Origin of the sequence: Veillonella sp. CHU594 (genome assembly GCF_003992265.1) — a bacterium.
In the GTDB taxonomy this organism is placed as follows: domain Bacteria; phylum Bacillota; class Negativicutes; order Veillonellales; family Veillonellaceae; genus F0422.
Genome location: NZ_RQVB01000004.1, coordinates 177,715 through 202,243 on the forward strand (window position 1 = coordinate 177,715; position 24,529 = coordinate 202,243).

Genomic DNA, 24,529 nt, shown 5'->3' on the forward strand with positions numbered 1-24,529 from the left:
CTGCATAAAAGACATATGATAATTTTATCAATTATAACTAATTGGTATAATAATGCTTTAATATATAAAGTATGCATAATAGCATAATTATAGGTATATAAGTATGTACGAAGTACAAATAACAATGTATAATGACGGTAGTTTATTGATACCTATTATTGATTATGGAGGCTTTTATGAAAATTACACGTCATGTATCAGCTGTAATGGCTGCATTAGTAGTAACAGGAATGTCTTATTCTGCAATGGCGACAGAGATTACTGTATCCAGTGATAAAGCAGAAGAATTAACTGGTTTAACGATGGGTTCTCCAGTTCAAACGGAGCCTGTGGTTAAACATATAGAAGATACTTTGTCCGTGAATGTACATGGTAAAAGCTTGATGGAGAACGGTAAAAGTAAAAATGTAACAGGGATTTATAATGGGTTTGGATCTCAATTGACTATAGATAAAGATCTTATTGTACGCTTAAAAAATGATGCACCAGCAGATAAAAAAGAATTGGGGCATTATTATATGAGTGCTGTATATGCTGGTTATGGCGGTAAGGTGCCACGTCTTAGTAAGGATAATCCTGAGAGAGATTATGGTGATACCAATATTCGTGTGAAAGGTAATGTAGATATTGATGCTGTGGGGGTAGGATTGCAAGCGAATCAACGAGGTCATATTATTGTTGATGGCGGTGGTCGTATTATAACGTATCCTCTCAAAACGTCAGATACCTATTCTGTTGTGGCAGAAGAGGGCGATGTATATGTTAATGCAGGTGTCGATGGTAAACACCCAGGTACGAAGGATTTAGTAGCTGTTGGTAATGTAGGATTAATTAATAAAGATTATGGTCGTGATCCAAATCATAATGAAGCGCCAACAAATATAGGACTAGCTTTTACAACCTCTAGCTCTAATCTTACTGGCGCTGTGTTAAATGAATATGCTGAAAGTAATAAAAATCCGCATAATTCTGGTGCCGATATATATTTACAAAATGGCGCTACTTGGAATAATGAATGGATTGGTAAGGAACGACCTACACCAAGAAAACCACGTCCATCAGGAGATGATGCAGCATACTTATATAAAGGAAGTAAAGTTCGTAATCTTGTAGGTGGTGCAAATCCAATTGCAGCAGGTATAATTCACCCTATTGATGCTCGTCCTATTACGATTCAAAACTATAGTGGTTTTGTAGATGCTGATTATAAAACAGGTGTGCCAGCGAGTGAAGCTGGCAATGGCCAAATTATTATCCAACATGCTGCTGATTATAGTCATATCACTGTACAAGGTGATAGTGCTAAGAATTTGACTGATGATGCAAGTTATCGTGCAGAAATGAAATCGTTAGCCACTAAATTGCAATATACTGGGAATGATAAGAAACTAGCTGCTGCTGTTCAAGTTAATGAAGGTATTACAAGACCGGCTGCTATGACGGAACTTGGTACAAATGCATTTGATGCACAAGGTAATCTTGTTGTTGCTGATACCGCGACGGTAACACATGCTAGTGAATCTTCCTTGGTAAGTGGTGCGAAATCTGCTCTCACATCTACAGCGATAGCTTGGCATAATACTACGAACGATTTACAACGTCGTTTAGGGGACCTTCGTTTGACTAATACGAACCAAGGTGTATGGGCTAAATACATTGGTGGCAAATCTAAAATGACAAATGATGCCGATGCTCATATGACATATAATGGTGTACAAGTTGGTTATGATCATAAGGTATCCAATGGTTGGACTTTTGGTGGCGCTCTAGATTACAGTACGTCTAGTAACTCCTATGCCGTTGGCAACGGAGACAGCAAAACCGTTGGTATTGGGTTATATGGTACAAAACAACATGATGATGGACGTTACTTAGATATCATCGCTCGTGGAAACCGCTTATCCAATACTTACAAACTTCATTCACTAGGGGGACATCAATTGAATGGGGAGTATCACACATTTGGTACCTCTTTAAGTGCTGAATACGGTAAACGTATTAAACAACAAAATGGTTTCTACATGGATCCTAGTGTAGAATTTGTTGTAGGCCGTTTGAACGGCGTATCCTATGATGCTAATGTTGTTAATGGTGGCTCTATGCATGTGAAAGCTGACGCTGTTAACTCTGCTGTAGGTCGATTGGGCCTTGGCATTGGTAGAGAAACAGAAACATCCAACATCTTTGCAAAACTCGCATTGGCTCATGAATTCTCTAGTAAGGTCAATACGACATATTCCGCGCCAGGTAATCCAACAGTACATACAGAACTTGATTTGAAAGATACATGGCTTGATGCTGAAATTGGAGGCTCCTGGAGCGTTCGTCCAAGTACATATGTATATGGTACATTCACTAAAAACTTTGGTGCTACTATAGACACTACATGGCGTATTGATGCGGGAGTACGGTATAACTTCTAATTAAATCTTGTACTAATAGTCCTTATAGCGTATGCTGTAAGGACTATTAGTATTTAAGGAGGATAGTATGGTAAAAGTCTTATTCATCTGTCACGGTAACATTTGTCGCTCTACGATGGCAGAGTTTTATATGAAGCATATCGTTAACAAGGCGGGTTTAACTGATTCTATTTATATTGAGTCCGCAGCTACATCTCGTGAGGAGATAGGAAATGATACCCATTATGGAACTAAACAAAAATTAGATGAAATGGATATTCCTTATACTCGTCGCAAGGCCCGCCAAGTAACGATGGATGATTACCGTAACTTTGATTACCTCATCATCATGGATGAAAATAATGCAAGAAACTTGCGCCTCATTATTGATGATGACGTTGACCATAAGGTGTATAAGGCTATGATGTTTGTTGGAGAAAGTCGAGATGTAAAAGACCCTTGGTATACGGGAAATTTTGACGAAACCTATGACGATATAAGTCGTAGCTGTGATGCCCTATTAGAGTTGATCAAAGAACAATTATTATAAGTAAAAGTATAATGTAATAAGCCCCCAGTGTTATCTGAAGTAGATATAACATGGGGGTGGTACTTTTATGAAAACTTAAATTGGGCTCAAAATTGGGCTCAAATGCAAAAAATGGACTCTCAACAACGGTGAGAATCCAGTTATATCAATGGTGCGCCTAGCAGGAATCGAACCTGCGCACCCGGTTCCGGAGTTTTAGAAACGTTTTTTATTGTCTTAATAGAGTTAATTAAGATATAAAAATCGCATAATTACTAGGCGTGCACCATTGAATGGAGTGAATCTACAGTAGGTTCTTATCCTTCGATATATAATTTTTGATGTAGTTTTGAATTAAAATTGGGCTCATTTTACAAGAAAAAATATTAATTCTTAAACGATCTATAAGGATGAACTATTAAATCCACTGAATAGTAGTTGACTTTATGATTGTAATGAAAAACGGTACCTAAACTTAAATAGTATTCATGATTTCCATATACCCATGAGGCAGATTTTGTGTTTGCAGCTTGATAGAGGGAACTTTCTGGCATTCCATATTTAGTTTCTAATGTTTTATACATGGTATCGTAGATTTCCGTTGCGTAGCGGAGACTATCTACATTAAATCTACTAGTTACTTCATTAACATGATGAGTTTTATCATATGTAACAAATGCCATTTGAGTCAAAGTTGAACCGGCCTTTATAGTATCCCAGCCTGAATATTCTCTTTGAATATTAAAAATTTCAGGTTCATTCATAATTTCCCAACCTTTAATATTGGAAAAGTTTTGTTCTAATTCGCTTTTTGGCATACCAACATACATGGTATAGATATTTTCAGGATTAGAGCTAATAGCTTTTGCCTCTTTAACTGCATCAAAGGCATCAATTTGCGCATAAGAGAGTAGTGTGATACATAATGCCATACAGGCTACTGAAAAACGTTTTACAGGGGATTTTAGAGTGTTCATGATACATACCTCATTTCAGGATATTAAAAACAATGTTGAGTAAAAAATTAATCCTCATCCATTTCAATGCCGCGATTTTTTAGGAAGCGTTTTAGATTATACTTAGAATCGTACTCATCAGTGTTTGTACAATTATCGTCAATCATATCCTCAAACGCAGTTTCTTCATCGTTAGTACTTAAACAATAACTACAACCTATTTTTTTTCGCTCCTTGGGATCTTTTTGAAGCCATTCTTCGATTTCTTTTTGTAAATCTGGATTACGAACTGCATGCAGCTTACAGCCTTTTTTTTCAGGCAAGATATATAAACGAATGATTTCATCACACTCTGGTAGTACCAAAGCTAGAATATTATGATCAGTAGCTGGTTTAGCGATAGGGGCGTTAAGCCATGCGCCTTTATGGCTAGATTTCAATAATTGATATAACAAAGGATAACCATCGTAATATTGGTCAGTATTTTTAGGAAAACACCAAGTGTTATAGTTATATATATCTTCTAAAGATTGAATGGGCAAATCATTTAAATGTTTGTAAAAGAATGTTGTTAATTCGCTATTTTTTTCAGGAATAAGTAACATAAAGTTGGAATACTCACGATGTTCATTACTATTTACTGCTATTTTCTTATTTTTTAGAAAAATAGGGTTTTTAATAAGTCCAGCAATACCTAAAAAGTTTTCTGTACCACTAGTAGTTGGAATGTTTTCTATATGTACTTCTTCACCAGTGACAACCTCTCTAAAATAAAAGTAATCACGAACTGAAGATTCGATTAACTGTGTTAATGGAACATTAAAATATTGGGCAAGTCTCGTCACTAAATCAATTCTAGGATAGGAGGCACCTTTTTCATAGAATGAGATTTGTGATTTTGTTAAGTTAAGTATTTTACCTAACTCTACTTGAGTTAGATTGTAGTCTTTCCGTAATTTTTTCAGGTTTATAGAAAATTTTGTATCTCTCATTGTATTCCTCTTGAAATAATTTTTAATATCGTATATAATTGTCTTAGACAATTTAATTTAACTTTCCTACTATAAAGGAATAATATCGACATATTGATGATCAATGTCTTTGTTAGATATATTGTCTTAATAATAAAATATTCTATTATATTATATCACTTAAATGTATTTTACAGAAAGGATGGTTTTATGAAGAAAACAGATTATTCTACGGAAAACTTGTATATCACAGTAGCTGAAGCTGCTGAAAAGTTTTTCTGTGGACGTATTACAGAAGCTGCCTTATATCGGTTAGCACGTGAGGGACAATTACCAACGATTAAAGTAGGTCGTAGGATCTTAATTGATGCTCATAAAATGGAGGCCATGTATGCCTTATAATAAAAAAAGAGCCCATTTCAGTTGGCGCTGAAATAGGCTTAACAAGAAATAATTGTCTGCCCGACAATAATAACTCCTTGCATAATTCATTATATATGCTAGCTATGTAGGTATGCAAGGAGAAATTTCTTGCATACCTTTTTTAGGGTATGCCAAAGTCCATGGGATAGGTGTACCCTTTTTTAATTACTTTCTTAGTTTGACCCACCGGTATAGGTACCGGTTTATATGACCGGTAGAGGAAAGGGTATAGGTAGGAGTACAGGTACAAGTACAAGGTATTAGGTAAGGAGCTATAGAATGAAAAATAATAATGGAACAGTGCATCCAAGCAAAATTAAAGAAATGAAAAAATATCTTGATGATTATATGAGAATTAAAGGTAGAGCATTACGTGAAAAGAATACATATTTTTGTGTACTACATGATGAAAAACGCCCATCATTGAAATCGTATTGGCTTAACAATGATCCAAATACTGGAGTTAGAAAAGCTAAATGTTTTTCTTGTGGAGCTTCATTTGATGTTTATGATTTAGTAGCTGCATTAGAAGGTGTGAAGGGATTAAAAGAACAATACTATCGACTATGTGAAGTATTGGGTGAAAATATTACTACTGAAGAGGAGAGAGAAAAGGAAGCAAATAAAAGTAAACAAAAATTAACTGTAGACGAAGTGGAAGAATATCTTTCAAAGTGCAATCAGATGACTGGGATTCCGTTTTGGAAGGAACGAGGTATAACAGAAAAAACTATTTTAGAATATGGATTGACATATGATGAAGGGAAGAAGGCTCTTGTGATTCCATTTGGAAAAGAAGGATATGTTCAAAGATATTTACAGCATAGTTCATACCGCTATATTAAATCTTTAGGATTACGAGACTACTTCAGATCACATAATATGAATAGAAAGTTTCCTATTATTCTTACAGAAGGTGAAATAGATGCTTTATCTATTATAGAAGCTGGATACCCTAATGTGATTTCATTGGGCTCTATTGTGAATTTAATAAACGTTTATGAAGGGATAGTAGCAACTACAGATTTAGATGTTATCATAGCCGTTGATCTGGATGATGCTGGTCAAAAATGGAAGCAGGATTTAATTGATACCTGCGTAACAATTGGGTGGAGAAAGCCCATTAACTTATGGGACTGTATGGTACAGCCTATTGATATATCTTGTAAAGATATTAATGATTATTTAGTAAATCATCGCTTTATTTTAGAGGACTGTTTGGGTGGATTAAAAGAGTTATACGGAGGTAGTGATGAAGAGACTAACGGATGAAGAATTACAGGAAAGGATTCAGAAACGGAAAGAAGAATTGGATTCCCTCCTCTCTATGGAGAAGGAGCGAATCCAAGCCCGTAGAAGCAAAATCGGTGCTTATCTTGAGGAACGTTATGGTATAACAACGATTCAAGAATTGGAATCGTTGTTATACGAAACTATGAAACGATGGGAGGAGTAGCTTCTACGGTACGAACCATACTACTTGTACGTACAAAGCTGCCACATTGTAAGTAAAGTAGGATGGTTCGTCTCCGACGGGCGGGAGAACCCTGCACCCCTTGAAGCAAACTAACTATGGATAAACAAAGAAAAAATTACCGACTAAATATTAGGCTGACAGAAGATGAATGGTACATCATCAATGAACTAGCCTATAGAGCAGGAATGACAATATCAGCCTATGTAATTAAGTCGGTATTAGAGAGTAAAATTACAATCAATGAAATGGATACGCAAGCACTTTTGAAACCTTTGTTAGGTTTACAAAGGCATTATAATACGATCCGTCATTGGATGATTGAACATAATTATTCTAATCCTATATTGAGTGATTCCTACAAACAGGAGTTAGAAACCTTATGGCAGTTATTAGCGCAGGCAAAGGTTCCCATAGCGCAGCGGGATCTATAAAATATGTACAATTTGAAAAGAAAAGCACTAAGCCAAGAATTGTTTTTTCAGAGGGCATTGAATGTAGTCCATATTATAAAGATGCCATACAAGATTTTAAATGTGTAAGAGAGACATTTCAGAAACATAATGGACGTGAAGCACATCATATGGTGCTATCTTTTTCAGAGAATGAGGAGCAAAGGTATACGGAAGAAGAGCTATTTTTAAAAGCAGTTGATATTGCTAAAAATACATTTCCTAATTATCAGGTGTGGTTAGGTATGCATGATGATACTGACCATTTGCATGTGCACATGGTAATCAATTCAGTAAATCTGGAAGATGGAAAGAAAATGCAGATTGCTGGTCGGAAAGGAATGCATGAAATTATGGAAAAAGTACAAAACAGATGCAAAGAATTAGGCCTTGATCAGGTGTTACCAGTTGGAGAGCATATTCAAGAAGAAGGACGTGTAGTTACACATAATATTGCAGAGTATAAACTGATAGAGCGAGGAGAATCGTGGAAGTTAGAAATAGCAAAAGATATTCTTGAGACGTTACATGAATCTACAGGGAGGGACGATTTTATCACGGGATGTAATGAGAGGGGGATTCAATGTAGTTGGGAAGATACTAGAAAACATGTGACATTTTCATATATAAATGATTCTAAAAAGAAAGCTCGTGGTAGTAATTTAGCAAAAACTTTCACGCTATCGGATTTAGAATCGAAAGAAAGTATGGAAAAGATTTTTTTTAAAAATAGAGATCGTAACAATGCACTACTAGATGAATATAGAGGAATGCCAAGAGAAGATAAGCAAATAAATGTTGATAGGGAGGTTCCTCATAGTAGATTTAAACGCAATAAAACAAAAGGAATGATGAGGTAAATTATGAATATAAATAATATCGACCAAAAACCTAGCAATGAAAGAAAATATACTAGGAAGTATCAAATGGAAGAAAAACGTGAAGAGAATAAACCAGTTGAAACTCCTGCGCCTATGGCACAGAATGTAGATGAAGTGAAAATGCCTAAAAGTATCAACAATAACATGGATGATGCTTTCAATTTATATAAAGTATTATGGGATATTGACGGTAGAATAAAAAATGCTGCTAGTCATATTCATGAAGTTGATACTGACGTTAATAAAATTAATAAAAGGCTAGAGGCAGACGCTAGTGCTGAACAGAAGTGGAGACAAAGCGTAGATAAAAATATTAGTACATTAGGAGAATCGGTATCTGACATACCTGATAAAGTTGAAGGACAAATAATGTATGAGGTTAAACGCCTTTTTAATAATGCTGAGGAACTTGGTAGGAGATATGGACAAGGGCTGTGTGAACGACTAGATAAAAGTATTAAAGAGGTTCAAGCTACGATTTATAAAGGTGAAGAGGCGCTTGAGTTTTGGTCATTAGGGAAGAAAATTATTTTATGTATCCTTTTGGGAATGCTTTCATTTCAGATTTATTACAATTATAAAATGACAGCAAAATTAGAAAATCTTAATGAGCAAGTGGGCTTAATTCATAGTGTTTACAAAGGTGAAAGCAAATATTGGTTTGATGCCAATGATCAGATTACTTATGTTGAATCTGTTAAGTCTCATCAGGAAAGAAATAAAAAATAACTATTTTTGTAAATAATAGGAATGATAATATGGCAAAAGGAAATGGCGAAGGATCACTTCGGTATTTAGAAGATAGTGATCGGTATCAATATAGAGTTTCCTACAAAAATAAAGATGGTAAGACATGTAGGAAATCATTTTATGCACCGAAAGCATCTCAGGCAAAGAAAAAAGCACGTGAATGGTTGGACTTTTATGAAGATACTAATAAAGGTGAGGATATAAATCCACCTCTTGATGAATGGATTTATACATGGTTAAACTTGTATATGAGAAACACTGTAAGACCATCAACACTAGAAAAGTATACGAGCTGTCTAACGCCTGTCTGTAATGCTTTTTCAGGGATTAGGCTTAGCAAAATAGAACCAATTGCACTACAGCAGTTTTTTCAACAACAGTTGTTTAATGGTGGACAACAGGGACAAGGATTATCGACACTCACTGTGAGGAATCAACGTAGATATTTATCTTCATGCTTTGATATGGCTATACGTTTAGGGCTAACCAATAAAAATCCAGTCAAACTAACTCTACCACCCAAAGTTGAAAAAAAGGAAATTTATCCTTTATCTGAGACAGAGGTAAAGGCAGTATTAGAGCTTGCATTGAACGATGTAGAAGTGGCGAAAGAAAAAGGGAATATCGGAGAAACCATGTCTGCACAGGATCTTTACATAGGTGTTATGATTGCTGTATTTACAGGAATGCGATTGGGTGAGATTATGGCTTTGAAGTGGAGTGATTTAAGTGTTTCTACATCATTTTTATCGGTTCAACGTTCTAAATCTGATGTGAAAGGGCAAGCGGTTACAAGCCCTAAAACAGGAAAAGGCAGAAAAGTACAAATCGGAAGTGCATTACTAGAAGCATTATTGGAACATAAAAGATTACAGCAAGAATATAAAAAGATACTAGGTAATCTTTACCAAGATTATGGATGGATTATAGGTGGTTTGTTTGGTGATGGTTATAACAAACGACATTATAGCTCTAGAAAATTCCAACGACTAATAAAAAAGGCACAGATTGTAAGACATATTCGTTTTCATGACTTGAGGCATACACATGCCACATTGTTACTTTTATCTGGCATTAATCCAAAAGTAGTCCAAGAACGATTAGGACACGCAAGTATAGATATGACACTAGATACGTATTCACATTTGACATTAGCTAACCAAGGAAGTGCAGTTCAGGCGCTTGATACTATGATGGATAACTCTAAAGACATCTAACAGTCTATGAACGTAGATCAGAAATATGTACTCTTTAAGAAATTTACATAAAGAAGAACGAATTTAAAAACACCCTAGATAAGCTCTCTAACGTATTAGAAACCTTGATTTTATCTAGGGTGTTTAATATAATGAGATTATGAGTTATCTATTAAAAAGGAGAGAGGATATGAAAAAGTTATCTATTTTACTAGCAGCTGTTATTTTAGTTGTGGCAGCAATTATTTCTGGATGTGGATCAAGTGTTGCTGATGAATTTGTGGGAACATGGGCTTCCGAAAAAGATAGCAATGGATTTTTTATTACCATAGAAAAGACAGGTGATAAAACATTTACAATGAATCATTATTTCTTTTTTGATAACAATGTAAATTCAAATAAAAAATATTTTGGAGAGCTAAAGGATAATACATTAACCATTAATAATGGATTTTATAACTTAAAAGATAGTAAACTGATAGATGAACATAATTCCTATTTTAAAAAAATAGACAAAAAAGTATTTTCTAAGGAAGAGATATTTCAACTGCATGAAAAGAATAAATAAAAAGGCCTACTAATACAATCAATCCAATATCATTTTAAAAAGGAGAAAGGATATGAAAAAATTATCTATTTTACTAGCAGCTGTCATTTTAGCAGTTACCGCACTTATTACTGGCTGTGGTTCATCTAGTGTAGCTGATGAATTTGTTGGAACGTGGGCTAGTGATAATGGTTATACATATATTTCTGTAGAAAGAAAAGGAAATAAAACGTTTATTGTTAATAGATATTTTTATGATAAAAAAAATAAAACAGATTTATTTAAAAGTAATACAGGCGAATTAAAAGAAGAAGTTTTAGAAGTTGACTATGGATTTTACAAAATTAAAGAAAGTAAAATTGTAGAATCTGATGGTAATATTTACAATAAAGTCAAAGATAAAGCACTTTCTAAAGAAGAGTTACAAGAATTAGCAAAAAGCAAATAAGATACATAAAAAGGATTCTAATCAGAAGCCTTTTTATTATATGTAAATTTCAGATGAGTTATATTTCGACTTGTTCTTATTTTTTCTACTTTTAATTCTGGAAAATTATGCATCCAAAGAAATGAAGCTGGAAATCAAAATTGGGCTCAAAACTCAATTCAAATTGGGCTCAAATTGGGCTCAAAATTGGGCTCAAATACAAAAAATGGATTCTCAAGAATAGTGAGAATCCAGTTATATCAATGGTGCGCCTAGCAGGAATCGAACCTGCGCACCCGGTTCCGGAGACCGGCGCTCTATCCCCTGAGCTATAGGCGCATGTATACCGTTAAAGTATACCATGAAATAATGGTCAGTACAATAGGGAACCTCATGGTGAAGGATTGAAACATATAGTGCTCTATCATACTTTGATATACAAACCGATGCCCAGTGTGATATAATATACTAATTCGCATAATACATAACAAGATTTTAAAGGAGGACCCTTTCATATATGCAAATTAAATTTGAAGATTTACAAATTAGCGAACCCATTTTACGAGCTTTAAACGACATGGGATTTGAAGAGCCAACACCGATTCAACGTGAAGCCATTCCAGCGGCGAAGTCCGGTCAAGACATGATTGGTCAAGCACAAACTGGTACTGGTAAAACAGCTGCCTTCGGTATCCCAGCGTTAGAGCAAGTGGATCCAACAATCCAAGATCCACAAGTATTGATTCTTTCACCCACACGCGAATTAGCAATTCAAGTGGCGGAAGAGTTAAATAAAATGGCGCAACATACTAACATTCAAGCCTTACCAATCTATGGTGGACAAGATATTGGACGTCAATTCCGTATGTTGAAAAAACATCCACAAGTGATTGTAGCGACACCTGGTCGTTTAATGGATCACATGGAGCGAAAATCTATTTCTTTTGACCATGTAAAAGTTGTCATTTTGGATGAAGCGGATGAAATGTTAAACATGGGCTTCGTAGATGATATCAATAAAATTTTGACAGCTGTTCCAAAAGAGCGTCAAACATTATTGTTCTCTGCTACAATGCCAAAAGCAATCCAAGAGTTGGCAGAAACATACTTAACAGAGCCAACATTAATCCGTATGAAACCAACACAAGTAACAATGGATTTAATCGAACAATATTATATCGAAGTACAAGATCGTCAAAAATTTGATGTATTGTGCCGTTTACTAGATATCCAAGCGCCAGAATTGGCTATCGTGTTCGGTCGTACAAAACGTCGTGTAGACGAAGTAACAGAAGCATTGAAAAAACGTGGTTACATGGCAGAAGGTATTCATGGTGACTTGTCTCAACAAAAACGTGACTCTGTCATCCGTCAATTCCGTGAAGGTACTATCGATATCTTAGTAGCTACAGACGTAGCGGCTCGTGGTTTAGATATTAGTGGCGTTACGCATGTGTATAACTACGATTTGCCACAAGATCCTGAAAGCTATGTACACCGTGTCGGTCGTACAGGTCGTGCTGGTAAAGCAGGCGTGGCGATGACATTCGTTATTCCACGTGAAATTGAGCATTTACATGCCATTGAACGTTTGACAAAACGCAAAATTGCTCGCCGTAAGGCTCCATCCTTGGGAGAAGTATTAGAAGGACAACAAAAAATTGCCGTAGAGAAATTGATTGCTTTAGCAGATAATCGTGAAGAATTAGCAAGTTATCGTTCTAGTGCAGAAGAATTATTGAATGATATCGATTCTGTTACATTATTAGCAGCTGCTTTGAAATTGTTGACAAAAGAGCCAGATACAACTCCTGTTAGCATTACAGAAGAAGCGCCACTTCGCATACGTCGTCGCCGTGACAGTGGACGTCGAGATGGCCGTCGCCGTGATGATCGTCGTAGAGATGGTCGTCGTCGTGATGATCGTCGTGACGCAGATAGAAGACGTTCCTCTCGCGATCGTAGTCAACGTTCCAATAGTGGAGAGCGCCGTTCTCGTGATGGACAAAAACAACAAAAGCATCAAGGTAGCGGTTTCAAGCCGTATTTTAAAGAATAATTTCGTTAAGTAACGATATTTAAAATTAAACAATTCTGATTATTGTTTGGGAATGAACTTTCTGATATAATATAGATAGAGTAATAGTATTTTAATCTCACAGTTAAGCTTCCAAGTGGAAAGGATGTGCTTTATGGATATTGCACAAAAATTGCGAGAAGAAGGTTATAAAGTGACACCACAGCGTATTGCCATTTATAATGTTCTTTACGCAGAAAACAACCATCCCACTGCGGAAATGATCTACCAAAGTTTGCGGGAAGACCATCCAAGTATGAGCTTGGCGACTGTATATAAAACGATGGAGATTTTTGAACGCATTGGTTTAGTTCGCGTCTTAGACTTGGGCGATGATTGTAGCCGTTATGACTGGGATACAAGAAATCATCCGCATGTACGCTGTACAATGTGTAATCGTATTAATGATTTACATGATGTACAAGTAAACTGTCTAAGAGAAGAAGTGGCACGCCACAGTGAATATGAAATTACAGGACTTCATGTGTCTTTTGAGGGCATTTGTCCAGAATGTTTGCGTAAAAGCTCACATTAATTAGTCATGTAAAAGAAATAGAGGATAATTGCTTATATAAACAATTGTCCTCTATTTTTATGCCTGTAAAGAGATAGTCATAACATGATATACTTACAAGTAAGATAGTGAATCATCAAGAGAAGGAGTTATACATGAGTCAATTAACAATCGGATGTCATTTATCCATCAGCAAAGGCTATTTACATATGGGAAAGGAAGCATTATCCATTGGTGCCAATACATTTCAATATTTTACGAGAAATCCACGTGGTGGAAAGGCACGTGCCTTTGATGAAGCAGATATGAAAGCCTTAGATGCGTTCCTGAAAGAACATCAATTTGGCAAATTGCTAGGCCATGCACCGTATACATTGAATGCATGTGCGGCGGATCCAGGCTTGCGTGAGTTTGCGAAAAATTCTATGAGAGAAGATTTGGAGCGACTAGAATATTTACCAGGACATTTATATAACTTTCACCCTGGTAGCCATGTGAAACAAGGCGTAGACCAAGGCATTGAATACATCGTAGATATGTTGAATGAAGTGATTTTTCCAGGTATGAAGACGACAGTTTTATTAGAAGCCATGGCGGGAAAAGGAACAGAAGTAGGTCGTAATTTTGAAGAACTAGCGCGCATCATTGACGGCGTAAAATATAAAGAATATATCGGAGTTTGTGTAGATACGTGCCATATCCACGAAGGTGGTTACGACATCATTGAAAATTTAGATGGCGTTTTGGAGGAGTTTGACCATTTCGTAGGCTTAGACAGAATCCATGCGGTGCATTTGAACGATTCCAAAAATCCGAGGGGAGCCCATAAAGATCGACATGAGAAAATTGGGGAAGGCCATATTGGCATTGAGGCCATTGCTAATTTCATTACCCATCCAAAATTACGTCATTTACCATTTTATCTAGAAACGCCAAATGAACTAGATGGATATGCGAAAGAAATTTCTATCTTACGGGAGATTTACGCAAACGAGGTGTAAGTATGCGCATACTACATACAGCAGACTGGCATTTAGGACGACTATTTTATAACGAACATTTAACAACGGACCAAGCCCATATATTGGATCATCAATTTTTCCCTTTACTGAAAGAAGAACAGATTGATCTGGTGGTCCTCAGTGGGGACGTCTTTGATCGCTCAGTGCCACCTATTGAGGCCATTGAATTATGGGATTCCGTGCTCCATCGATTGGCTTTTAGCGAGAATATTCCTATGGTGGCTATTTCAGGTAATCACGATAGTGGACCACGCTTAGCGATGGGTCACAGTGCTTGGGAAACTCATGGTATCCATTTGTTAGGCCATGCTCACCAAGGGATAAATCCCATCTCTTTCCAAGATGCGTATGGTCAACTCGATGTATGGGCATTGCCCTACGGAGAGGTGCGTGATATGCAAAGTGCTCTGAATCGGCAAGGTGTTGGAAATGAAAAGATAGAAATAACAGAGCATATCGAATCTGTTAAGGCATCTAAAAAACATAGAACGCAATGCGAATCAGCAGATTTATTTGCCTCTTTAAGTAATGAAGATATTGTAAATTTAGACAACTCTTCGTATAAAGGTAATGATGAGATTTCTGTTGTCGGTACTGCGGAATGTGCGTTAGGTGTTGATACAAATAAATATAATTGGACTATCGCAGATGCCTATGAACATTGGTCATATTATGCGAAGCGTTGCTCTAAAGGACACCGCAGTCTTTGTATGGCTCATGCTTTTGTGGCAGGTGGTGCTGAAAGTGAGTCGGAACGGCCTCTGTTAGTAGGAGGTTCTGGGCAAGTTCCAACAACGGTATTCAAAGATTTTACATATACTGCCTTAGGTCACTTGCATAGACCACAACGGATTGGGGTGGACCATATTCGCTACAGTGGATCTTTGTTGACCTATTCCTTTGACGAGGTAGGGTATAGTAAAAGTTTCACTATTGTTGATATAGACGGCAAAGGAGCTACAACAATCAGTGAGATTCCTATTGTAGGACGCCGCCAATTTGTGAGCCTGACGGGATATTTTGACGATTTGCTAGCAGATGAAAGTCTTCATACACGGCATCATAATGATTATGTGGAAGTACGATTGTTAGATACGGCACCTGTAGTGGACGGAATGCGCCGCTTGCGAAAGGTATTTCCATATTGTATGCGATTAGAATTAGTAGGTCGTATGGAAGTGGTGCGAGATACAACAGGTGCTAAACGATTCAAGGAATTAAATGAGAAAGATTTATTTGCCCAATTTGCTAAGGAAGCTCGTAATGAAGAACTTTCACAAGAAGAATTAGAGTATATGGAAGGTTTGTGGCATCGTGTATTAAGGGAGGAAGAAGCATGAGACCCTTACGATTAGAAATGACTGCCTTTGGCCCGTATCCTAAGAAAGTAATCCTTGATTTTGCCGTATTGGCAAATCAATCCATGTTTTTGATTACAGGTCCTACAGGGGCAGGAAAAACAAGTATATTAGATGCCATTGTATATGCCCTATATGGTCAAACCAGTGGTGGCCTTCGTGATGGATCTGATATGCGTAGCGATTATGCAGATGCTACTACACCTACATCAGTGGTGTTTGAGTTTCAAGTAGGTGATCATCGATATAGGATGGAGCGAACTCCAAAACAAGAATTACAGAAAAAACGAGGCACTGGTACAAGAACGGTATTAGCAACTGCTTCTATCAGTGAATGGATTGATGAAGAATGGAAATTACTCGCTACAAAAGCCCAAGAAATTCGTGACTATGTACAACAGATCATTGGATTTCGTGTAGATCAATTTTTGCAAGTTGTCCTATTACCGCAAGGTGATTTTAGAAAATTGTTAGTAGCCCCCACATCAGAACGGGAAGTATTGCTACATACGATTTTTAAAACCTCTGTGTATAAACGCATGCAAGATGTATTGAAGGAAGAATTGACTAAATCTACCGTAGGGATTCAAGATACATTGCAAAAGGTTGAGTTTTTATTGAGTACCTACACAGTAGATACGTTACAGGACTTAGTGGCATTGACGGAAGAAGAACGTGCTGTATTAGGGATTCGTGAAAAAGAACGTAAGGAGAAACAGGAGCAGTGCGATGTTTTGCAAACAGCCTATGCTAAGTACGAAACCTATGCCAACCTAGTATCGCGCAAAGATCAATACAGTCAAGCCTTGGCTACTCATCAAGAAGGAGAGTCGGCGCATCTTGCATTAGGGGAGGCTATTAGACGTTGGGAACGGTTGCAAGAAGTTCGGAGGTCTATGAAAGACTATGAGAAATTGCAAGATATTTTCAGAACGGATAAAGAAAAATTAGAAGCCTTGAAAACATCGTTGCAGTCCGTGGAAGGAAGTTTACAAACCTTAGAGTCTAAGTGGAAACAGCTAATAGCTCAAGAGGAAACGTATGCAAAGCAACAAGAGCAATACCACCAATTACAGGCCTTGCAACAAGAGGTGGAGTGGTATGGCGAACTTGTGACAAAAAGGAATGATATAGAGGCTTCGAAAGCACAGCAAGTGGAGCAACAACAGGCTCTACAACAGGAGGTAACTACAAGTCAGGCAGAGCTGGAGTTGCATCGTAAAACATTAGAAGGTATAAAGACAGAGTTACAAAATTATGCTTCCTTAGGTGAGGAAAAATTATGTACCAGTGAACTGCGGAGTTGGTGGGATTCCTTAAAGGGGGTTGTTAACAAACTCCAAACTGCTTGGGATGCTAGAAATCTTCATAGTCAACAGTTGGAGGAAGAACGACAGGTCTGCAAGACGCGTGAAGGTCTATATCATCATAATGAGCAATTATTACGACAACACCAAGCCTATGAAGTGAGTTTGCAAGTGGAAGATGATTCGCCGTGTCCTGTTTGTGGTTCCTTAGAACATCCACAACTAGCACAAGCCCCGTCGGAAAACATTGTTAGAGAAACGGTAGATAGATTCCGCAGAGAGTTCCAAGCTAGTCAAACACAGGTGGCAACGATAGAAACCAAGCTAAGCCACAGTGAAGAAGAAGTAGAACGATATAGTAAAGAATGGAATCGTTTATGTGAAAGCTATCCAAATGTAACAGAAGGTGTGCAAAGAAAAGCTATTATTCACTTGGGGAATATGTTGGAATCGGCTATACAAGTCAAGGACATAGATAGGGTAGCTGAACGCCTCCAATGGTGGAAGGTATCTGCAGATATAGAAACCATAGACCAAGCGTTTAAAACGATACAAAATGAGTTAGTTGTTGCTGAAACCACTAAAGTAGAATTGGAAGAAAGATTAGAAACATTACATAAGGCAATACAAGTAGAAGAAGCTAACTTTCATACAAAACAACTGGAATTGACTACTTTAGCTGGTCAGATAGAGACGATTAAACAAGATGTTCACCACATGACAACAGAAATGCATCGTATTGAAAAGAGTATAGCTCCTTTTACGGTGGAAACGTATACGGCTGAGGTGAAAGATCTCGCAGATTCTCTGAAACGGTATGAAGCGGACCGTAAAGAGGTAGAAGCCGCGCGTCAAGCTAGCCAAGAACAAAAGGTGGCGCTCATCACAGAAATAGGGACTATTAAAGAACAACAGGATCGCATGGCGCAGGATATAGAATTCTTGGACAAGGAAATCGAGCAAGTGTTAGCAGCGGAATCTCTTACCATTGATGCATTTAAACAGGAATCTCATGCATTTGATAAATTGCCAGCATGGAAAGAAACCTTTAGTGTCTATAACAACGAAACATTGCGACTAAGCTCTCTGTTAGAAGAAGTGCGAAGTGATTTAGCCAACTATACTACAGTGCCAGAGGAAATAGCCAAGGGTGCTGTGGAAACAATAGAACAGGAATTAAAAGAATTGGGGGAAACTATTGGTACCCTGAAATCTCAAGTTCTAGCTAAAGAAAAGACAATACAAGAAATTACTGGGTTGGAAGAGTCCACTAAAGTATTGTCGGATCGTCGGGCATTTATCTTCGGCTTAGCCGATTTAGCCAATGGCGGTGATTCAGGTATGAAAGGGGTCAGCTTTGAACGCTATGTACTAGGTGCTATCCTGGAAGAAGTGTTGTGTGCGGCGAACCTACGACTTCATGATATGAGTCGTGGTCGCTATCGATTGGAACGATCGGTAGAAGAAGGAGGTCGTGGCGCACGGGGGTTGGATATTGCTGTCTTTGATGCCTATACAGGGGCAAGCCGCCCTGCCAATACGTTGTCTGGAGGAGAAACCTTTTTAGCGTCCTTAGGTTTAGCTATGGGATTGGCGGATGTCATTCAATCTTATGCGGGAGGTATTCATTTGGATACCATGTTTATTGATGAAGGGTTTGGAACTTTGGATCCAGATACCTTAGATGTGGCAATGGAAACACTAGTAGCATTGCAATCCCAAGGACGATTGGTAGGCATCATATCTCATGTGCCAGAATTACAACAACAAATTGGTGCACACTTGGTGGTGACAAAAACGGATGAGGGAAGCAGGGCCTACTTTCAAGTGCAGTGATTGTATTCCCGTAGTACCTATGTTAGAATAATACTGTTATTTACTAGGAATTAAGGAGGAAGTATGAAATTTAGCTTTGCTCATAATAATATTAACGTGAAAGATTTGGATACAAGTTTATCCTTTTATAAAGACGCATTAGGGTTAGAAGAAGTCGGTCATATCGATGGAGAAGATGGATCTTTTAAAATCGTCTATTTAGGGGATGGTACCAATCCGCATCGATTAGAATTGACATGGCTACGTGATTGGGAGCGTCCTTATAATTTAGGGGATAATGAATTCCATGTGGCATTTTATGTAGATGATTATGCAGGAGCGTTAGCAAAACATAAGGCTATGAACTGCGTTGTCTATGAGAATGAAGCAATGGGCATTTATTTTATTGCTGATCCAGATGGATATTGGACTGAAATTATCCCAGCAGGAGCCTATTAATATGGAACATATGTTAACGCGCTTACAATGGTTGGTAGGGGAAGAAAAAATTAAAACCCTACAAGGTAAAAAAGTCCTTCTTTTTGGATGCGGTGGTGTAGGCTCCTTTGCCCTAGAAGCGTTGGTTCGTTCTGGCGTAGGGCATATAATTATTGTCGATGGTGACAAAGTGACGGTGAGCAATATTAATCGTCAGCTTATTGCTTTGCCTAGCACGGTAGGTCAACGTAAAGTAGAGGTCGCAAAAGAGAGAGCCTTAGCAATCAATCCTAATCTACATATTGAGGCTTATGATATGGTATATACTGGTGAAAGTCATCCTACTTTCATTGCCGATATTAATCCGGATTTTGTCATTGATGCCATTGATATGGTAAGTGCTAAACTATCTATCATCGAAACGTGTTATAATAGAAATATACCTTGTATATCTTCTATGGGAACAGGAAATAAAATGTGGCCTGATCAATTGAAGATTACAGATATTAGTAAGACCCATACATGCCCATTGGCGAAAGTTATGCGTAAAGAATTGCGTCGTCGTGGCATTAAAAAGCAAACCGTATTATTCTCTACAGAACAACCGATGACACCGAACCGTGATGATGACTCTAGAAGTCCAGGTTCCTGTGGATTTGTTCCTTCTGTAGCAGGATTGCATTTAGCGGGTCATGTCATTAGAACTTTTTTGGAGGTACAGTAATGAAAAAAGCAATTATTCATATGGAATACGGTGACATTGTTATCGAATTATTTGAAAACGAAGCTCCTGGTACAGTAGCTAACTTTGAAAAATTAATCAAAGAAGGATTTTATGATACTTTGAAATTCCATCGTGTTATCCCTGGTTTTGTGGCTCAAGGTGGTTGCCCAATGGGTACAGGCGTAGGTGGCCCTGGTTACACAATTCCATGCGAAACTAAAGGTAACCCACATAAACATGTTCGTGGTGCTTTATCCATGGCACATCGTGGACCTAACACAGGGGGCAGCCAATTTTTTATCGTGTACGAACCACAACCTCATTTAGACGGCGTTCACACTGTGTTCGGTCAAGTTATCGAAGGTATGGATGTAGTAGATAAAATCCAACAAGGTGACCGCATGCAAACTGTTGAGGTAGTAGAAGACTAATGGCAGGCATTAAACGCTATCGGTTAGAACATCCTGAATGGTTACAAGTGAAAAAGGATGGGAATTTTTCCTATGGGTATGACCAAGAGTGGTACGAAGATGCGTGGAAACGCTTAGCTGGTTGTGGTCCTACAACGGCGACACAAGTGATTTCCTATGTCCTTTTCCGCGATGGATATTTACCTGTTGAGACTGTTGCAGACGGTGATCAAGCCTTGGAACGCATGAATCAAGTATGGGAATACGTGCGCCCTCGCTATGGTGGTGGACTCTATAAAAGTACTTGGTGGGAACAAGGTGTCAACCAATATATGGAGGATCACAATCTATCCTATGCGGTGCAACGTCTACCTATTTTCCCTTTGAAAGGAAGCCCTTATAGCGTGGAAGAAGTTACAGCCTTTATCCAACGTGGTTTGGAACAGAACTGTCCTGTTGCTTTTTTAAATCGTCATCGTGGACAGGAAGAAGGCCTATCTACATGGCATTGGGTTCCTATCGTGTCTATGCAGGTCAACAACGATGATACACGGTGTGTTGTCTATGATGAAGGCATGGAACGAACGTTTTCACTACGCCGTTGGTTACGAGATAATTTGCTGGGTGGAGCCTTTTTATACATCCAGTCACAATGTGAGGAGTAAGATATGACACAATGGATTAAAGAACTGCAATCCCCTCATCTTGCGTTATGCGCAGAAGTGGATGAAATTTTATATTCTGGAAAATCCGACTTTCAAACCATAGAAGTCGCTCATAGCTTAGAATACGGTAATATGCTTGTGTTAGATGGAGTGTTTCAAACATCGGAACGAGAAGAATTTGTGTATCATGAAATGATGAGCCACATTCCGTTATTCCTGCATCCAAATCCTAAGCATGTATTGATCATCGGTGGCGGTGATGGTGGCGTGGCTAGAGAATGTGTACGCCATAGCTGTGTAGAAACAGTGACAATGGTAGAAATCGATGGTAAAGTAGTGGAATTGGCAAAACAATATTTGCCATCTATTGCTGACGCTATGATTCGCCAAGATCCAAAATTGACGGTAACCATTGGTGACGGTATTGGTCATGTAGCGGAAAAAGAAAACTTCTATGATGTGATTATCGTAGATTGCTCTGACCCAATCGGACCTGGCGAAGGTTTATTTACAGAAGAATTCTATAAAAATACATATCGTGCCTTGAAGGAAGATGGTTTATTTGTACAACAAACAGAATCTCCAGTAATGCATCAACAACTAGTATCTGATGTATTTTACTATGTAAATAAACATTTCCCTGTGACTCGCCTATATACAGCATTCATTCCGTTATATCCAACAGGTATGCATTGCTTTACTATGGGATCTAAGAAACATGACCCATTAGAATGGGATCCAAATCGTGCCCAAGATTTTACAACTAAATACTATAACTATGGCATCCAAAAATCTGCATTCGTATTGCCAACATTTGTAAAACAATATTTACAAGCTCGAATTGCAGAATAAACTCTTTACCTAGGAGTGCTATAGTGAGTGACGAACTAGCACTTTCTTTGTGAAAGTGCTAGTTTTTTGTATGGGTTATACAACCGAACATGGCAAGTTCATAAATAATAGGTAAACGCATGATATTTTTGTCACTAAGTAGATATATTAAAATACTGTATCTAAGTGCAGCTAGTTAAAAAACTTGCTGAAACTATGGAGCTGGAAAAATATTTGTGATATATAGTATTGAAATTCCTAGTGAATAGGTATACAATAAAAGCAATATTGTATTTACAATGAAACATATAATATATTTTTATTCATGTGAATTAACAAAAGGGGAGACTATAATGAAACAATATGACTTACTCGTTATCGGCTTTGGGAAAGCAGGTAAAACATTAGCTGCCACATTTGGCAAAGAAGGAAAACAAGTCGCTTTAATTGAACAAGATCCAGCTATGTACGGTGGTACATGTATCAACATCGGATGTATCCCAACAAAAACGATGATTGTTGGTGCGGATAAAGGCAAAAGCTATGAAGCTGCAAAGGCAACTCGTGATACAGTAGTAGGAAAGTTAAATGCGAAGAACTTAAACATGTTAACATCCAATCCAAATGTAACAGTGTATACTGGTCATGGTAAATTTACTTCCAATAAAGAAGTAGAAGTAACAACAGCAGATGGCGTGGAAACATTGACAGCTGAAATTATCATCATCAACACAGGGGCTACTAATGTAGTACTTCCAATTTCAGGTCTATCTACATCTAAATTTGTGTACAACAGCACTGAACTACAAGCTTTGCCTACATTGCCAAAACGATTAGGTATCATTGGTTGCGGTAACATTGGCATTGAGTTCGCTAATTTATACGCACGTTTAGGTGCTGAGGTGACTGCTTTTGAAAGTGGCGATAGAATCTTAAAACGTGAAGATGCAGATGTAGCTGCGTTGGCGCAACAATATTTAGAAGAAGATGGCGTTCGATTCCACTTTAACGCTGTCACAAAAGAAATTAAAAACGTTGGTGATACTGTAGTTGTAGTGACTGAAAGTGGAGAAGAGTTCGTCTTCGATGCATTGTTACATGCTACAGGTCGCAAAGCAAATACAGAAGGGCTTGGCCTAGAGAATACAGATATTCAAGTTCGTCCTAATGGCTCCATCGTAACGGATGATACATTGATGACATCTATTCCTAATGTGTTTGCCGTAGGTGATGTGAACGGAGGACAACAATTTACGTATGTATCCCTTGATGACTTCCGCATTGTGAATCGTGTATTGCACGGAGATGAAAGTTATAAGTTAGGCAATCGTGCACACGTGCCATATTCTACTTTTATTACACCTGCTCTATCTCATGTAGGTTTACATGAAGAAGAAGCGAAAGCACAATATCCAAGTGCGGTGACAGTGGCATTACCAGTAAATAATATGCCGCGTCATGCAGTAAACCAAGATCCACGCGGTGTATTTAAGTTAACAGTTAACAAAGACACTGGTTTAATCCTGGGAGCTACCTTATTTGGTAAAAACTCTGAAGAGTTAATTAACATTATTAAAATGGCCATGGACAACGATATTAAGTATACATACTTACGTGACCAAATCTTTACACATCCTACAATGGCTGAAAACTTAAATGATCTAGCTAAGTTAATTTAAAAAGACAGATAGTGTATACACAATAAGGTCAACTGATATGTGATGTAAACTATTAATAGAGATAATGATACCTTAAAAGAATGTAGAGAATAGAGAAAGTTAGGAAACCCTTAACTTTCTCTATTTAGTTATAAAATGAAAGAAAAATGAAAAAAGGGGTTTACATGTAAAAAGTTTTTTGATATACTTTAAAAACATCAGCGATAGAGCAATAATTTTATTGCTTAGTATCGAGGATGAGATATGATAGCAGTTAAAAAAGTTTTTTAAAAAGTGGTTGACACAAAAAAAATTAACTGATATACTAAATATCGTTCTAAGGCACGACAGTGCTAAACAGAATAAATATCCTGTGGTGGGTATGGTGAAGCGGTTAACACGGCGGATTGTGGCTCCGTTATGCATGGGTTCGATCCCCATTACTCACCCCACAACACAGGGGTGTAGCCAAGCGGTAAGGCATCGGACTTTGACTCCGACATGCGATGGTTCGATCCCATCCACCCCTGCCATTTTATGACCCACTAGCTCAGTTGGCAGAGCACCTGACTTTTAATCAGGGTGTCCCGCGTTCGAGTCGCGGGTGGGTCACCATTTACAACATGGCCCGTTGGTCAAGCGGTTAAGACACCGCCCTTTCACGGCGGTATCGGGGGTTCGATTCCCCCACGGGTCACCATA

24 protein-coding genes and 5 tRNA genes are annotated in these 24,529 nt (G+C 37.7%); 26 read left to right on the forward strand and 3 right to left on the reverse strand.

Annotation, left to right across the window (positions count from 1 at the left end; all coding sequences use genetic code 11):
- Nucleotides 1-176: 176 nt before the first annotated feature.
- Nucleotides 177-2,423 carry an autotransporter outer membrane beta-barrel domain-containing protein gene (locus EO111_RS03935; RefSeq protein ID WP_127010790.1) on the forward strand — a complete coding sequence of 749 codons (2,247 nt, stop codon included), beginning with the start codon at nt 177-179 and terminating at the stop codon, nt 2,421-2,423.
- Between the two features lie 67 nt (nt 2,424-2,490).
- Nucleotides 2,491-2,952: a low molecular weight protein-tyrosine-phosphatase gene (locus EO111_RS03940; protein ID WP_009353146.1), complete on the forward strand. Its 462-nt coding sequence runs from the start codon at nt 2,491-2,493 to the stop codon at nt 2,950-2,952.
- A gap of 365 nt (nt 2,953-3,317) precedes the next feature.
- Here EO111_RS03940 and EO111_RS03945 read toward each other — a convergent pair whose 3' ends face one another.
- A complete protein-coding gene (locus EO111_RS03945) occupies nt 3,318-3,908 on the reverse strand; it encodes a hypothetical protein (RefSeq protein WP_126940857.1) in 591 nt (196 codons plus the stop codon).
- A gap of 47 nt (nt 3,909-3,955) precedes the next feature.
- Nucleotides 3,956-4,879 (reverse strand): helix-turn-helix domain-containing protein, encoded by a 924-nt coding sequence (locus EO111_RS03950; RefSeq protein WP_126940856.1) that lies wholly within the window; start codon nt 4,877-4,879, stop codon nt 3,956-3,958.
- Nucleotides 4,880-5,068: 189 nt separating this feature from the next.
- On the opposite strand from EO111_RS03950, the gene EO111_RS03955 reads away from it, so the two are divergent.
- The 9 genes from EO111_RS03955 to EO111_RS03995 all read left to right on the forward strand — a co-directional run bounded on the left by EO111_RS03955 (nt 5,069) and on the right by EO111_RS03995 (nt 11,029).
- A complete protein-coding gene (locus EO111_RS03955; RefSeq protein ID WP_126940855.1) occupies nt 5,069-5,260 on the forward strand; it encodes a helix-turn-helix domain-containing protein in 192 nt (63 codons plus the stop codon).
- Nucleotides 5,261-5,560: 300 nt separating this feature from the next.
- A complete protein-coding gene (locus tag EO111_RS03960; RefSeq protein WP_127010791.1) occupies nt 5,561-6,553 on the forward strand; it encodes a toprim domain-containing protein in 993 nt (330 codons plus the stop codon).
- A complete protein-coding gene (locus EO111_RS03965; RefSeq protein ID WP_127010792.1) occupies nt 6,534-6,737 on the forward strand; it encodes a hypothetical protein in 204 nt (67 codons plus the stop codon). The genes EO111_RS03960 and EO111_RS03965 overlap by 20 nt, the downstream gene beginning before the upstream one ends.
- Before the next feature lie 116 nt (nt 6,738-6,853).
- Nucleotides 6,854-7,189: a hypothetical protein gene (locus EO111_RS03970; RefSeq protein WP_127010793.1), complete on the forward strand. Its 336-nt coding sequence runs from the start codon at nt 6,854-6,856 to the stop codon at nt 7,187-7,189.
- Entirely contained in the window at nt 7,138-8,067 is a 930-nt protein-coding gene (locus EO111_RS03975) for a relaxase/mobilization nuclease domain-containing protein (RefSeq protein WP_126940851.1), read from the forward strand. Before EO111_RS03970 ends, EO111_RS03975 begins: the two co-directional genes overlap by 52 nt.
- Nucleotides 8,068-8,133: 66 nt before the next feature.
- Nucleotides 8,134-8,817 (forward strand): hypothetical protein, encoded by a 684-nt coding sequence (locus tag EO111_RS03980; RefSeq protein ID WP_127010794.1) that lies wholly within the window; start codon nt 8,134-8,136, stop codon nt 8,815-8,817.
- A 29-nt stretch (nt 8,818-8,846) separates the two neighbouring features.
- On the forward strand, nt 8,847-10,055 hold the full coding sequence (xerC, locus tag EO111_RS03985; RefSeq protein ID WP_126940849.1) for a tyrosine recombinase XerC: 1,209 nt from the start codon (nt 8,847-8,849) through the stop codon (nt 10,053-10,055).
- 169 nt (nt 10,056-10,224) lie between these two features.
- Nucleotides 10,225-10,602 (forward strand): hypothetical protein, encoded by a 378-nt coding sequence (locus EO111_RS03990; protein ID WP_126940848.1) that lies wholly within the window; start codon nt 10,225-10,227, stop codon nt 10,600-10,602.
- 52 nt (nt 10,603-10,654) lie between these two features.
- Nucleotides 10,655-11,029, forward strand: coding sequence for a hypothetical protein (locus EO111_RS03995; protein ID WP_126941313.1), 375 nt, complete (start codon nt 10,655-10,657; stop codon nt 11,027-11,029).
- A 243-nt stretch (nt 11,030-11,272) separates the two neighbouring features.
- On the opposite strand, the gene EO111_RS04000 is transcribed toward EO111_RS03995, so the two are convergent.
- Nucleotides 11,273-11,347 (reverse strand) — tRNA-Arg (locus EO111_RS04000).
- Between the two features lie 178 nt (nt 11,348-11,525).
- Between EO111_RS04000 and EO111_RS04005 the strand changes: the two genes are divergently transcribed.
- From EO111_RS04005 to EO111_RS04075, 15 genes are all read left to right on the forward strand, one after another.
- Nucleotides 11,526-13,067, forward strand: a complete 1,542-nt coding sequence (locus EO111_RS04005) for a DEAD/DEAH box helicase (RefSeq protein WP_127010795.1) — start codon at nt 11,526-11,528, stop codon at nt 13,065-13,067.
- Nucleotides 13,068-13,200: 133 nt separating this feature from the next.
- Complete coding sequence (locus EO111_RS04010; protein WP_009353504.1) at nt 13,201-13,620, forward strand: Fur family transcriptional regulator; 420 nt, start codon at nt 13,201-13,203, stop codon at nt 13,618-13,620.
- 134 nt (nt 13,621-13,754) lie between these two features.
- Entirely contained in the window at nt 13,755-14,600 is an 846-nt protein-coding gene (locus EO111_RS04015) for a deoxyribonuclease IV (protein WP_127010796.1), read from the forward strand.
- A gap of 2 nt (nt 14,601-14,602) precedes the next feature.
- Nucleotides 14,603-15,961, forward strand: a complete 1,359-nt coding sequence (locus EO111_RS04020) for an exonuclease SbcCD subunit D (protein ID WP_127010797.1) — start codon at nt 14,603-14,605, stop codon at nt 15,959-15,961.
- Nucleotides 15,958-19,122, forward strand: a complete 3,165-nt coding sequence (locus EO111_RS04025) for an AAA family ATPase (RefSeq protein ID WP_127010798.1) — start codon at nt 15,958-15,960, stop codon at nt 19,120-19,122. The genes EO111_RS04020 and EO111_RS04025 overlap by 4 nt, the downstream gene beginning before the upstream one ends.
- A 63-nt stretch (nt 19,123-19,185) precedes the next feature.
- Nucleotides 19,186-19,560 carry a VOC family protein gene (locus tag EO111_RS04030; protein WP_009353501.1) on the forward strand — a complete coding sequence of 125 codons (375 nt, stop codon included), beginning with the start codon at nt 19,186-19,188 and terminating at the stop codon, nt 19,558-19,560.
- A 1-nt stretch (nt 19,561) separates the two neighbouring features.
- Nucleotides 19,562-20,263, forward strand: coding sequence for a ThiF family adenylyltransferase (locus EO111_RS04035; RefSeq protein ID WP_127010799.1), 702 nt, complete (start codon nt 19,562-19,564; stop codon nt 20,261-20,263).
- Complete coding sequence (locus EO111_RS04040) at nt 20,263-20,694, forward strand: peptidylprolyl isomerase (protein ID WP_009353500.1); 432 nt, start codon at nt 20,263-20,265, stop codon at nt 20,692-20,694. The genes EO111_RS04035 and EO111_RS04040 overlap by 1 nt, the downstream gene beginning before the upstream one ends.
- Nucleotides 20,694-21,338: a hypothetical protein gene (locus EO111_RS04045; RefSeq protein ID WP_127010800.1), complete on the forward strand. Its 645-nt coding sequence runs from the start codon at nt 20,694-20,696 to the stop codon at nt 21,336-21,338. Before EO111_RS04040 ends, EO111_RS04045 begins: the two co-directional genes overlap by 1 nt.
- 3 nt (nt 21,339-21,341) lie before the next feature.
- Nucleotides 21,342-22,190, forward strand: a complete 849-nt coding sequence (gene speE / locus EO111_RS04050) for a polyamine aminopropyltransferase (protein WP_126941329.1) — start codon at nt 21,342-21,344, stop codon at nt 22,188-22,190.
- Nucleotides 22,191-22,522: 332 nt separating this feature from the next.
- Nucleotides 22,523-23,848 carry an FAD-containing oxidoreductase gene (locus EO111_RS04055; RefSeq protein ID WP_127010801.1) on the forward strand — a complete coding sequence of 442 codons (1,326 nt, stop codon included), beginning with the start codon at nt 22,523-22,525 and terminating at the stop codon, nt 23,846-23,848.
- A 355-nt stretch (nt 23,849-24,203) separates the two neighbouring features.
- Nucleotides 24,204-24,279 (forward strand) — tRNA-His (locus EO111_RS04060).
- A 6-nt stretch (nt 24,280-24,285) separates the two neighbouring features.
- Nucleotides 24,286-24,360, forward strand: a tRNA-Gln gene (locus tag EO111_RS04065).
- Between the two features lie 6 nt (nt 24,361-24,366).
- Nucleotides 24,367-24,442 (forward strand) — tRNA-Lys (locus tag EO111_RS04070).
- 10 nt (nt 24,443-24,452) lie between these two features.
- Nucleotides 24,453-24,527 (forward strand) — tRNA-Glu (locus EO111_RS04075).
- The last annotated feature ends 2 nt before the right edge of the window (nt 24,528-24,529 follow it).